Source organism: Pseudonocardia xinjiangensis, from assembly GCF_050948425.1.
Lineage (GTDB): Bacteria > Actinomycetota > Actinomycetes > Mycobacteriales > Pseudonocardiaceae > Pseudonocardia > Pseudonocardia xinjiangensis.
This window is the reverse complement of the sequence record NZ_CP192009.1, coordinates 5,417,060-5,429,358: the sequence shown is the minus strand read 5'-3', so window position 1 is coordinate 5,429,358 and position 12,299 is coordinate 5,417,060. Positions and strand designations below refer to the sequence as shown.

Genomic DNA, 12,299 nt, shown 5'->3' with positions numbered 1-12,299 from the left:
ACACCGTGCGCTGGAATGCTCGGGGCGTGGACATTCCCGAAGGTCTGCTCGACCTGCTGTACCGGCCGAGCCCCTGCTACCTCGCCACGACGATGGGCGACGGCTCGCCGCACCTCACCCAGACCTGGGTGGACACGGACGGCAAGCACATCCTCGTCAACAGCGTGCAGGGCTTCCAGAAGATCAAGAACATCGAGCGGGACCCGCGGGTCGCCCTCAACGTCTCCGACCCCGACGACATCGCCCGGTACTACGCGGTCCGCGGCCGGGTCCTCGACATCACCAGCGACGGGGCGGCCGAGCACATCGAGATGCTCGCCCAGCGCTACCTCGGTGGCCCCTATCCCTGGTACGGCGGCCGGGACCAGACCCGGCTGGTCCTCACGATCGAGGTGCTGAAGGTCAACGGCACCGGGTGACGGCCGGCGGCCGATGAGTTCCGGCGGGCGGCCCGGTCTGCAGACCATGACACCCTTCGTCGACCTCGCTCCCGCGGCCGACCGCGTCGTGCGGCTGCTCGATGCCATCACCGACGACCGGCTGGACGCGCCCACCCCGTGCGCCGAGACGACCGTCGGCAACCTGCTCAGCCACCTCCTCGGGCTCGCGGAGGCGTTCCGGGGAGCCGCGGCCAAGGAGCCCGATCCGGGTCCGCCGCCCGCCGTGGCGCCGGAGCTCGACCCGCACTGGCGCCGGCTCCTGCCGCAGCGGCTCGACGCGCTCGCCGCCGCCTGGCGTGACCCCGCTGCCCGGGAGGGCACGGCGCGCGCCGGGGGAGTGGAGATGCCGGCCGCTGTGATGGCGCTCGTCGCGCTCGACGAGCTCGTACTGCACGCCTGGGACATCGCCCGCGCCACCGGCCAGGTCTACGACGCCGACCAGGCGAGCGTGCAGGCGTGTTTCGCGTTCGTCGCGCCCGCCGTGCGGCCGGAGGGCGTGCCCGGGCTGTTCGGGCCGCCGGTCCCGGTGCCCGACGACGCGCCCGCGCTCGACCGGCTCGTCGGGCTCAGCGGCCGGGACCCGTCCTGGACGCCCGCCGCGGTGGGTGCGACCCGCTGACCGGCACGACGGGCCGGCCGCGCTCGCCCGGCCCGCGGACGAGCGCAGCCGGCGCGGCTCAGGCGCGCACGGCCCCGCCGTCGTGGAGGGGCTCGTCCCCGGCGCCTGCGGGGAGCGCGTCCCCGTCGGTCACGTCGGGCGCCTCACGCGGCAGGAACCACACCGACACCCCGGACAGCAGGGCGAGCGCGGCGATGTAGGCGGCCACCCACACCGACGACCCGGTCGCCCCGAGGATGGCGGCGGCCAGCAGCGGGGTGAGCCCGCCGCCGAGCACCGCGCCGAACTGGTACGACATCGAGGCACCGGTGTAGCGCACGTCGGTGCTGAAGGCGCGCGACACGATCACCGCCTGCACCGCCACCAGCAGGCCCAGCACCAGGCCCATCGCCAGCATGGCGAGGAGCACCGCCGGCACCGCCCCGGTGTCCATGAGGCCGAACACGGCGAACGGCACGAGCACCGAGAGCACCGAGGCGACCATGAAGATCCGCACGGCGCCGATGCGGTCGGTCACCCGGCCGGTCAGGTAGGCGACCACGAGGTACACCACCGAGCCCGCCGAGATCGTCAGCAGCATCGTCTGCTGCGGCACGTGCGCCGTGCCGGTGCCGTAGGAGAGCAGGTACACCGACAGCAGGTAGCCCAGCGCGGACGGGGCGAGGGTGATGCCCATCCCGAGGACGACGGTGCCGGGGTTGTTCCGCAGCACGTCGAGCGCGGGGAGGCGACGCACCCGGCCCCGTTGCCGGGTGCGCGCGAACTCGGGGCTCTCGGCGAGCCGGAGCCGGACGACCAGTGCCACCACCACGAGCAGGGCGCTCAGCACGAACGGGATGCGCCAGCCCCACGCCGCGAACTGCTCGCGGCCCAGGCCCACCGAGACGCCCAGGAAGACGAGGTTCGACAGCAGCGTCCCGGCCGGCAGGCCCATCTGCGGGAACGACGAGTAGTAACCACGCTGTCCCTCGGGCGCGTGTTCCATCGCCATCAGCACCGCACCGCCCCACTCCCCGCCGACACCGAGACCCTGCACGAACCGCAGGACGATGAGCAGGATCGGTGCGGCGATCCCGATCTGGGCGTAGGTGGGCAGGAGCGCGATGAGGAACGTCCCGATGCCCATGAGCAGCAGCGAGACCACCAGGGTCTGCTTGCGCCCGAGGCGGTCGCCGAAGTGCCCGAACACGATGCCGCCGATCGGGCGCGCGAGGAACCCGACGGCGAAGGTCCCGAACGCCGCGAGCGTGGCCGCCACCGGGGAGAAGTTCGGGAAGAACTGCGGGGCGAAGATCAGGGCGGCCGCGGCGCCGTAGATGTTGAAGTCGTACCACTCGATGGCGGTGCCGACGAAGGTCGCCGCGGCGACCCGGCGGGTGTGTTCGGAGGGTCGGCTCGCGGCACTGCGAGACGCGGAAGGGGTCACTGGCGCTCCTCGGGCTGAGGGGTCGGGGCTCGTTCGATGTGGAAGTCCGACGGGCGGGGCTCGCGCACCATGCGCCAGTAGTCGAGGACGGTGAACGGCCACACCTGGGAGGCGCGGCCCTTCGCGTTGCGGTACCAGCTGTTGACGGTCGCCACCCCCCACGCCATGAGCGCGTTACCGGCGTCGACCCGCTCGTTGAAGGCGTCGTGCACGTCGCGGCGCACCTCGACCGTCGCCGCCCCGGACTCCAGCAGCAGCCGCAGGCACCCCAGGATGTGGTGCACCGCGATCTCGGAGAACAGCAGGATGCTGCCGTTGATCACGAGGCCGGTGTTCGGGCCGAAGACGCAGAAGAGGTTGGGAAAGCCCGGCACATGGACGCCGAGGTGGGCACGGGCGTCGCCGTCCCAGCGCTCGTGCAGGTCGGCGCCGTCGCGCCCGCGGACCGTGATCGGCGCGAGGAAGTCCGACGCGCGGAAGCCCGTGGCGTAGATCAGCACGTCGGCCTCGTGGACGACGCCGTCGGCCGTGCGCACCCCGTCGGGGGTGATCTCGGTGATGGCGTCGGTGACCAGGTCGACGTGCTCGCGCTTGAGCGCCGCGGGCCACACCCCGTTGTCGCGCATCATCCGTTTCGAGCCGGGGGCGTAGCCCGGCACGACCTTCGCGAGCAGGTCGGGACGGTCACCGAACCTGCGCTCCAGGTGGGCGACGAGGGCCTGGCGCAGAGCCTCGTTGGCCGGCGACACCGAGACCGGGTGCTCCCAGCCGGGGTCGACCTCCATGAACGGCCGCCTGCCCTCCACCGAGGTCCAGAACTGCACGAACCGCAGCCACCGGTGGTAGTAGGGGAGCTCGCGCAGCAGCCGGAGCTGCTCGTCGGGCGTCGGATCGTGGTAGGTCGGCGTCGGCAGCATCCACGGCGGGGTCCGCTGGAACACGCTGAGGGCGCCGACGCGGTCGACGATCGAGGGGACGACCTGGTAGGCGCTCGCCCCGGTGCCGATCACGGCGACGCGCCTGCCGGTGAGGTCGACGTCGTCGCGCCACCGCGCGGTGTGCCAGCTCGGTCCGGCGAACCGCTCGCGTCCCGGGATGTCCGGGAGGTTCGGCTTGTTGAGCTGCCCCGTCGCGCTGACGACGGCGTCCGCCTCGAGCACGACGTCCGGACCGCCGGCCCGCCGCGCCCGCACGGTCCAGCGCCGCGTGGCGTCGTCGAACACCGCCTCGACCACCTCGTGCCCGAACCGGACGCAGCCACGCAGGTCGAACCGGTCGGCCACGTCCCGGAAGTAGCCCCAGACGTCGTCGCGGGCGGAGAACTGGTGCGGCCAGTCCGGCCGCTGGTCGAACGAGAAGCTGTAGGCGAAGTTCGGGGTGTCGAGCCGGGCGCCGGGGTAGCCGTTCTCCAGCCACACCCCGCCCACGTCGGCGTTGCGCTCCAGCACCGTCACCTCGACGCCGGCCTGCCGGAGCCGGTGTGCCGTCACCAGCCCGGACATCCCGGCGCCGATCACCACCACCTCGACGGTGCGCCCGGGTGCCACCTGCTCGACGGTCCAGCCCGGCGCCCCCGCGTCCAGCGGCAGACCGAGCTCGTGGGACATCAGCGGCAGGTAGTCGTCGGCCACGTCACCGGCGACGAACCGCATGAGGCGGCGCAGGGTGTCGTCGTCGGGTTCGGGCGCGGGCACCGCCCCGCCGTCGCGGAAGGCCGCCAGAGCGGCGAGCGCGCGACGGCGGCCCAGCTCCTGGGCCGCCTCGGACATCCCGCCCTGCGGTTCCACCATGTCGGGGCGCAGGCGCAGCGGCGGGCGCAGCTCGTCCGCGAGCAGCGTGAGGTCACCTGTCAGGTGGGCCAGGGCCGGCAGCAGAGCGGGCAGCTCCGCACCCGCGACGGCGGCGGCGAGCGCGGCGTCGTCGTCGAGCAGTGCGGAGAGTCCGGTACCAACGTCCACGGTGGTCACGGTCACTACTCTCGGCGTATACCGGACGCGACCGGAAATAACGGTTGCGAGGCTTGTGATGCCCACCCGGAATGAGTGCAGCCCCGTGGCGCCGCACCCGCCTCCCGTGCTGTGATCTGCACGCGGCAGAGGGGCGGTGACGATGGAGCTGAGGCATCTGCGCTCCTTCGTCGCTCTTGCCGAGGAACTGCACTTCGGGCGGGCGGCGCAGCGGGTCTTCGTGGCCCAGCCCGCGCTGAGCAAGCAGATCTCGGCGCTGGAGAAGGAGCTCGGGGTCCTCCTGTTCGAACGCGACAAGCGCCAGGTCGTGCTGACCACCGCCGGGGTCGCCCTGCTCGAGGACGCGCGCCGGCTGCTGACGCAGGCCGACGGGGCCGTGGAGCGGGCGCGTTCGGCCGGCCGGGGCAGCACGGGGATGCTCCGGGTCGGCTTCATCGCCCCCGCCCTCTACGACCTGCTCCCTCCGGTTCTGCGCGCGTTCCGCGTCCGGCATCCGGGGGTGCGGCTCGCCCTGGAGGAGATGCACAACATCGAGGCCGTCAACGCCGTCCGCAGCCGGCGCGTGCACATCGCCTTCGTGCGGCTGCCGATCGAGCCGGTGAGCGAGCTGTCGCTGGTCACGGTGCGGTCGGAACCGGTGATGCTCGCGGTGCCCGAGGGCAGCAGGCTGGCGGACCGGGAGGCCGTGCACCTCGCCGAGCTCGCCGACACCGACCTCATCCTGATCGCCCGTTCCCAGGAACCGGAGCTGCACGACTACTACGTCGCCCAGTGCGCCGCGGCGGGGTTCAGCGCCCGGATCAGCCATGAGGTCGACCGCACCCACGTGGCGATCGGCCTGGTCGCGAGCGGCCTCGGCGTGTGTTTCGTCCCGCGGTCGGGGCGGCGGGTCGCCCAGCCCGGCGTCGTCTGCGTCCCGCTACTCGGCACCCGGATGCGGCTGACGATGGCGGCTGCGTGGCTCGGCGACCCGGACCCTCTCGTGCGCAACTTCCTCGCGCTCTGCACGGACGTGCGCCCGCAGGACCCCGGGCCGCGGGCGGGGACCGTCGAGCCGATCGCCTCGGCGTGAGGCAGGCCCCGTCCGCTCACACGCCGCCGGAGCGCCGTCGGCGGCTGTCGCGCACGGGATCCATCGCGGTCATCAGGTCCTCGCGCGCCCGTGCGACCCGGGACCGGATCGTGCCGATCGGGCAGTCGCACACCGCGGCGGCCTCCGCGTAGTCGAGGTCGAGCACCTGGGTGAGCACGAAAGCCTCGCGCCTGCGGGGTTCGAGCTGGTCGACCAGCAGCCCGAGCACCACGGCCTCGTCGGCAGCCGACCGCGCCGACCGGATCCGCTCGCCGACGACGGCGTTCCAGTCGTCCACACCGGTCGTGCGGGGGCGGCGTGTGGCGGTGCGGACCGCGTCGGCTGCGGTGCGCCGGGCGATCGACAGCAGCCAGGTGCGGGCCGAGGAACGGCCGGCGAACCGGGGCAGCGAGGCCAGGGCCCGCAGGTAGGTCTCCTGCGTCAGGTCCTCCGCCTCACCGGGACCGCTGATGTGGGCGACGAAACGGTGGACGTCGCGCTGCGTCGCGCGGACGAATGCCGCGAGCGCGGCCCGGTCGCCGCGGCCTGCGGCGAGGGCCCATGCGGTGATCCGGGCGTCGTCCACGCCGTCGGCCATGCCCGCACGGTAGCTCCCCGATCCGCGGGAACCGCCGGGCGGGTCCGGACGACCACCAGTACATGCGATGCCAGGACTGCCGCCAGGCGATCTCCGCCCTGCTCGACGGCGAGGACGATCCGGGCGAGGCGACGGCCGTCGACGAGCACACGGCGACGTGCCCGGACTGCCGGTCCTTCCTCGACCGGGCGGCCCAGGTCACCCGCCTGGCCCGCACCGGCCTGGCGGAACCCGGTCCGGACCTGGTCGCCGCGGTGCTCGCCGCGGCACCCGCCCGCCGGGCACGCCGCGCCGATGCCGTCCGGCTCGCGCTCGGCGCGGTCGGCCTCGCGCAGGGAGCACTGGCGGTGAGCGGGATCGCCACCGCGGGCTCGTTCGCGATGCACGACGCGATGGAGGTGGGGGGCGCCAGCGCGATGCATGTGGCGCACGAGAGCGCGGCGTGGAACCTGGCGCTCGCCGTCGGGTTCCTGTGGGCGGCCACCGCGGCCCCCCGGCTGTCCGGGCTGCTGCCGGTCATCGGGTCGTTCGTCGCGGTGCTGGCGGGGCTGAGCGCGCTCGACCTCATCGCCGGGCGCGTCGATCCCGGCCGCATCCTGGGCCACGGCCTGGTGGTGCTCGGTCTGGTGCTCCTGATGGTGCTGAGGCGGCGGGACCGCCGGGAGGGCGACGGCGCACTCGTCGGCCTGCCCCCGGACGCCCCGAGAACGGAGCGGCGTGCCTTGTGGACCGGTCGGATCCGGCGCCCCGCCGCCCTGCGGCAGGACTCGCGTCCGACCGCGCGCCGCGCGGCGTGACCGTCGCGGGCTCCAGCCGTCCGCCGTCGGCAGGCCCCGCAGCGGGATGTCGCCCCGATCACCTGTGACACGGGCGGAACCGGGGAACCGATGACCCCGCGGCGACGACTATGTGGGTTCGACGCGCGCGCAGCCGCGGCGCGACGGACCGGCGGAGGTGGGGCACGACCGTGATCGACAACGCGCCGAGCTGGTGGGGCGCACTCGCGTTCTGGCGGTTCTCCCCGGCTGTGGACCTGGTCCTCGTCCTCGTGACGGTCGCGTACCTGCTGCTCGCTCGCCGCCCGGGCGCCGACGGCTCACGCTGGCCCCCGCTGCGTACGACGGCGTGGCTCGGTGCCGTGGTCGTGCTGGTGGTGGCCCTCGACGGGCCGGTGGCCGTCTTCGCCGACGTGCTGTTCTGGGTGCACATGGTGCAGCACCTGCTGCTGATCATGGTCGTGCCGGTGCTGCTGGTGTGGGCCCAGCCGTGGCGTCTCGTGCACGACGCGGGGGGCGCGCGGGCACGGTCGGTCGTGGACCGGGTGGTCGGCAGCAGAGCGGCCCGGTGGGGGACCGCGCCACTGTGCGGCCTCGGGCTCTACGCGGCCGTGGTGATCCTGACCCACCTCACCGGGTTCCAGCAGGTCTCCGTCACGGATCCCGCGGTCCGGGCGGCCGAGCTCGCGCTCTACCTGGTGAGCGGCTACCTGCTGTTCCTGCCGCTCGCCGGGGCGGAGCTGGTGCCGTGGTCGCCGCCGCACCTGGCCCGGTTCGCGCTGCTGGCGCTCAGCATGGGCGTGGACACCCTCACGGGGGTGGTCCTGATGCTCACCCCGCGGCCGCTGGCGCCCGCCTACGCCGCCGCGCATCCCGGATGGGGACCGACCGCGCTGGCCGACCAGGAGGCCGCCGGAGCGATCATGTGGTTCGGCGGCGACGTCCTGATGCTGGTGCTGATGGTGGCCGTCGCGGTGCGGTGGGGCACCTCCCAGGGCCAGGAGCAGGGGCTCGGCCGGTGGATCGAGGGGGTGCGGCACCGCACGCTGCTCGGGGCCGACGCCGTTCCCGCCGACGGCGCGAGCGGTGACGTCGACGCCGACGAGCGCGCGCTGCAGGCCTACAACGCAGCGCTGGCCGCGCTGCACACCCGCGACGAGGAGCATCGATCATGACCGCGGACGCCTCGCCCGGCACCGCCTCCGGCCCGGTCGCCGACCTGCGGCAGTACGAGATCCTCGTCGGCGGGATGACGTGCGCCGCCTGCGCCACCCGGGTCGAGCGCAAGCTGAACAAGCTCGACGCCGTGCAGGCCACCGTCAACTTCGCCACCGAGCGCGCCCGGGTGCAGTGTCCCGAGGACCTCGACCCGCGCACGCTGATCGAGCAGGTCGAGCGGGCCGGCTACACCGCCAGGCGGATCGACGACGTCGCCGCGGCCGACGACGGCAGCGACCACCAGCGCCGGGTCGTCGACCTGCGCAGGCGGCTCGCGGTCGCTGCGGTCCTGGCGGTGCCGATCTGCGACCTCTCGCTCGCCCTGTCGCTGTTCGGGGAGCTGCGTTTCCCCGGCTGGCAATGGGTCCTGCTGGTGCTGGCCGCGCCCGTCGTCGGCTGGTGCGCGCTGCCGTTCCACCGCGCGGCCCTGGCGGGGGCCCGCCGCGGCGCGGCCTCGATGGACACCCTCGTCTCGGTCGGGATCCTCGCCGCCACGGCCTGGTCGCTGTGGGTCATGATCGCCGACCGGACGGTCGAACCCGGCCTGGGACAGGGCCTGTCCGTGCTGTCCGGCAGCGGCCACGCGCTCTACCTCGACGTCGCCGCGGGCGTGACGACGTTCCTGCTCGCCGGGCGCTACTTCGAGGCGCGGGCCAAGCGGTCGGCCGGATCGGCGTTGCGGGCCCTGCTGGAGGCGGGCGCCAAGGACGTCGAGGTGCTCCGCGAGGACGGCCCGCAGCGCGTCCCGGTGTCGGAGCTGGAGGTGGGGGACCGGTTCGTGGTGCGGCCGGGGGAGACCGTCGCCACCGACGCCGTCGTGACGGACGGCAGCTCCGCGCTGGACGTCAGCATGGTGACCGGCGAGCCCGTGCCGCGGGAGGTCGTGCCCGGTGACGCGGTCGCGGGCGGGGCCGTGAACTCCGGTGGACGGCTGGTGCTGCGGGCCACCCGCGTGGGGGCCGACACCCAGCTCGCCCGGATGGCGCGGCTCGTCCAGCGGGCGCAGGAGGGCAAGGCGGGCGCGCAGCGGCTGGCCGACCGGGTGGCCGGCGTGTTCGTGCCCGCGGTGCTGGTGCTGGCCGTGCTCACTCTGGTCGGCTGGCTCGTCACCGGGCACCCGGCGGGACAGGCCGTCACCGCCGCGGTGGCCGTGCTCGTGGTGGCGTGCCCCTGTGCGCTGGGCCTGGCCACCCCCACCGCGGTGCTGGTCGGCACCGGGCGCGGGGCCCAGCTCGGCGTGTTCATCAAGGGGCCCCGTGCTCTGGAGGCCACGCGCGCGGTGGACACCATCGTGCTCGACAAGACCGGCACCTTGACCGAGGGGCGCATGCGGCTCGCGGACGTGCGGACCGTTCCCGGCGTCGACCGCTCCCGGCTGCTCGCCATGGCCGGTGCGGTCGAGGCGGCCTCGGAGCACCCCATCGCCGCGGCGATCACCGCGGCCGCATCCGCGCAGGGCCCGCCGCTGCCCGCGGTGACCGACTTCGCCGCGCACGCCGGCCTGGGCGCCCGCGGGCTCGTCCACGGCGAGCACGTGGTGGTGGGCCGGTCGCAGCTGTTCTCCGAGCAGGGGCTACAGGTGCCGCCGGACCTGGACGCCGCCCGCGACGAGCTGGAGGCGCGCGGTGTCACGGTGGTCCTGGTCGGGTGGGGCGGCTCCGCGCAGGGGGTGCTCGCCGTGGCCGACACGGTGCGGCCCACGAGTGCCGCCGCCGTGGCCGCCCTGCGCGGGCTGGGGCTGCACCCGGTGCTGGTGACCGGCGACAACGCCCGCACCGCGGCCACCGTCGCGGCCGAGGTGGGCATCGACGAGGTCGTCGCCGAGGTGCTGCCCGAGGGCAAGGTCGACGTGGTGCGGCGGCTGCAGGAGCAGGGCCGCAGCGTCGCGGTCGTCGGCGACGGGGTCAACGACGCCGCCGCGCTCGCCGCGGCCGACCTGGGCATGGCCGTCGGGGAGGGCACCGACGCCGCGATCGAGGCGGCCGACATCGTCCTCGGCCGCGAGGACCTCCTCGTGGTCGCCGACGCCGTGGAGCTCGCGCGCCGGACCCACCGCACCATCCGCGGCAACCTCTGGTGGGCCTTCGGATACAACACCGCCGCGCTGCCACTGGCGGTGGTGGGCCTGCTCAGCCCGATCGTCGCGGCCGCGGCGATGGCGCTGTCCTCGGTGTTCGTGGTGACGCACAGCCTGCGGCTGCGCAGCTTCCGGCCCACCGAGGGCAGACCGGTCGACGCCGTCGGCGGGCCGGTATGACGGCGGGAGCCCGCGCCACTCCGGCCGTGGCCACCGGCGTGCTGGTGGCGGCGGCGCTGACCGGGGTGCTGGTCGCGGCGTTCGCCCCCAGCGTCGCGGTGCAGTACGGGCTGCGGGACCTGGGCCCGCTGGTGGACGCGGGACTGCCGGCGGCGCGGGTGGTGGCGGTGGGAGCGGCCGCGCTCACCGTCGGGAACCTGCTGCTCGCGGCCGTGCTGGCACCGGGTGAGCCGCACGGGCTCGTCTCGCCCGCCGGGTACTCCGGCCTGCGCGCGGCCGCCCGCTGGGCGGTCGTGCAGGCCGTGGCGTCCGCGGTGGTCACGTGGCTGCTGGTCGCGGAGAACAGCGGGGTCGGGCCCGGTGTGCTGATCGGTCGCCCCGACGTGCTCGCCGCCGGCGTCACGCAGGTGGAGCAGGCAGGCGGGTGGGCCGCCTCGACGCTCGCCGCGCTCGTGGTGGCCGGGCTCGCGGCCGTCGCGCTCTCGTGGCGCAGCGCCGTCGGGCTGCTCGTACTGGCCGTGGCCGCGCTGCTGCCCCTCACGCTCACGGCCGCGACGAACGCCCAGCGCTCCCACGACATCGCCGGTGACGCGGTCGCCCTGCACGTCCTCGGTTCGGTGCTGTGGCTCGGCAGCACCGCCGCCGCGGCGATGCACCTGGTCCGGCACCGCCCGGGCGCCGAGGTGGTGCTGCGCCGCCATCGCGCGGTCGCGCTCGGGTCGCTCGTCGTGGTCACGGCGTCCGGCGTGGTGTCGGCCTCGTACGCGCTGCGGCTCTCGGACGTCCTCACGAGCGGGTTCGGGCTGCTCTCCGTGGCCGGTGCGGTGGCGGTGGTGGTGCTCGCCGGGACCGTCCGGAAGCTCGGCACGACGATCGGCCCGGCGGGAGCGGGGCGGCACGCGGCGATGCGGCTCGTCGTCGTCGAGCTGCTGCTGCTCGGGGTCGCGTCCGCCACCGGCACCGCGCTGGCGCGCGTGCCGCCCCCCGGCGAGACCGACTACGAGGCCAGCCGGTTCGTCTACCTCATCGGCTACGACCTCCCGCCGCACCTCACGGCCCTCGACCTGGCGCTGCGCTGGCGTCCGGACCTCGTGTTCGGCCCGCTCGCGCTCATCGGGGCCGCCGCCTACCTCGTGGGAGTGCGCAGGCTCCGGCGCTCCGGCGGAAGCTGGCCCGCCGGCCGCACGGCGGTGTGGCTCGCGGGCTGCGCCACGCTGCTCGTCGCGACCTCGTCGGGCATCGCCACGTACGCGGAGGCCGTCTTCAGCGTCCACATGGTGCAGCACATGCTGCTCGCGAGCTTCGCGCCGGTGCTGCTCGTCCTCGGCCACGGTGTGACCCTCGCCCTGCGGGTGGTCCGGCCCGGCACCGCGGCGCGTCTGGTCAGCCTGCTCGACGCCCCGGTGATCCGGTTCGTGCGCAACCCCGCCGTGGCCTGGGTGGCCGTCGCGATCACCCTGTTCGGGCTCTACCCCACCGGGCTGTACGCCGCGATCGTGCAGCAGCACTGGGCGCACCTGGCGATGGACACGGCGTTCTTCTCCACCGGCCTGGCGCTGTTCTGGCCCGTGCTCGGCCACAGCCTGCCCGGCCGAGGGCTGCCCGCGATCGGCCGCATCGTCATGGTCTTCGCCGTGATGGCGCTGCACGCGGGGTTCGGGGCGTGGCTGCTGGGCCAGGCCACGCCCGTCGCCGCAGGCTTCTACGGGGCACTGAGCCTGCCGTACGTCCCCGACCTGCTCGCCGACCAGCGGCTGGGCGCGGTGCTGGCGTGGGCGCTCGGGGAGCTGCCGGTCGTCCTCGCCGTGCTCGCCCTCGTCGCGCGCTGGGCCCGCGCCGACCGCGAGCCGTCCGGGCCCGAGGACCGCACCCGCCCGCTGACCGACGACGACGAGATGGCCTACCCGAAGGTCTTACTCTCCTAGG

At 74.7% G+C, this 12,299-nt stretch carries 10 protein-coding genes; 7 read left to right on the top strand and 3 right to left on the bottom strand.

The features are described from left to right. Nucleotides 1–26: 26 nt before the first annotated feature. Complete coding sequence (locus tag ACQPZA_RS25610; RefSeq protein ID WP_433274483.1) at nucleotides 27–419, top strand: TIGR03618 family F420-dependent PPOX class oxidoreductase; 393 nt, start codon at nucleotides 27–29, stop codon at nucleotides 417–419. 46 nt (nucleotides 420–465) lie between these two features. Beyond that, the gene (locus ACQPZA_RS25605; protein ID WP_433274481.1) at nucleotides 466–1,059 is read left to right on the top strand and encodes a TIGR03086 family metal-binding protein; all 594 of its coding nucleotides are present in this window, start codon (nucleotides 466–468) and stop codon (nucleotides 1,057–1,059) included. Between the two features lie 58 nt (nucleotides 1,060–1,117). Here ACQPZA_RS25605 and ACQPZA_RS25600 read toward each other — a convergent pair whose 3' ends face one another. Together ACQPZA_RS25600 and ACQPZA_RS25595 are read right to left on the bottom strand one after the other, a co-directional pair. Continuing rightward, nucleotides 1,118–2,485, bottom strand: a complete 1,368-nt coding sequence (locus tag ACQPZA_RS25600) for an MFS transporter (protein WP_433274479.1) — start codon at nucleotides 2,483–2,485, stop codon at nucleotides 1,118–1,120. After that, nucleotides 2,482–4,452, bottom strand: coding sequence for a flavin-containing monooxygenase (locus tag ACQPZA_RS25595; protein ID WP_433274477.1), 1,971 nt, complete (start codon nucleotides 4,450–4,452; stop codon nucleotides 2,482–2,484). The genes ACQPZA_RS25600 and ACQPZA_RS25595 overlap by 4 nt, the downstream gene beginning before the upstream one ends. A 142-nt stretch (nucleotides 4,453–4,594) precedes the next feature. Here ACQPZA_RS25595 and ACQPZA_RS25590 point away from each other — a divergent pair, with 142 nt between their 5' ends. After that, nucleotides 4,595–5,524, top strand: a complete 930-nt coding sequence (locus tag ACQPZA_RS25590) for a LysR family transcriptional regulator (protein ID WP_169398175.1) — start codon at nucleotides 4,595–4,597, stop codon at nucleotides 5,522–5,524. Nucleotides 5,525–5,540: 16 nt separating this feature from the next. Here ACQPZA_RS25590 and ACQPZA_RS25585 read toward each other — a convergent pair whose 3' ends face one another. Beyond that, complete coding sequence (locus ACQPZA_RS25585; protein WP_169398176.1) at nucleotides 5,541–6,122, bottom strand: sigma-70 family RNA polymerase sigma factor; 582 nt, start codon at nucleotides 6,120–6,122, stop codon at nucleotides 5,541–5,543. Nucleotides 6,123–6,184: 62 nt separating this feature from the next. On the opposite strand from ACQPZA_RS25585, the gene ACQPZA_RS25580 reads away from it, so the two are divergent. From ACQPZA_RS25580 to ACQPZA_RS25565, 4 genes are all read left to right on the top strand, one after another. Then, a complete protein-coding gene (locus ACQPZA_RS25580; RefSeq protein WP_433274474.1) occupies nucleotides 6,185–6,919 on the top strand; it encodes a zf-HC2 domain-containing protein in 735 nt (244 codons plus the stop codon). 170 nt (nucleotides 6,920–7,089) lie between these two features. Continuing rightward, nucleotides 7,090–8,073, top strand: coding sequence for a cytochrome c oxidase assembly protein (locus tag ACQPZA_RS25575; RefSeq protein WP_433274469.1), 984 nt, complete (start codon nucleotides 7,090–7,092; stop codon nucleotides 8,071–8,073). After that, a complete protein-coding gene (locus ACQPZA_RS25570) occupies nucleotides 8,070–10,373 on the top strand; it encodes a heavy metal translocating P-type ATPase (RefSeq protein ID WP_433274467.1) in 2,304 nt (767 codons plus the stop codon). The genes ACQPZA_RS25575 and ACQPZA_RS25570 overlap by 4 nt, the downstream gene beginning before the upstream one ends. Then, entirely contained in the window at nucleotides 10,370–12,298 is a 1,929-nt protein-coding gene (locus ACQPZA_RS25565) for a cytochrome c oxidase assembly protein (protein WP_433274465.1), read from the top strand. The genes ACQPZA_RS25570 and ACQPZA_RS25565 overlap by 4 nt, the downstream gene beginning before the upstream one ends. Nucleotide 12,299 lies beyond the last annotated feature (1 nt).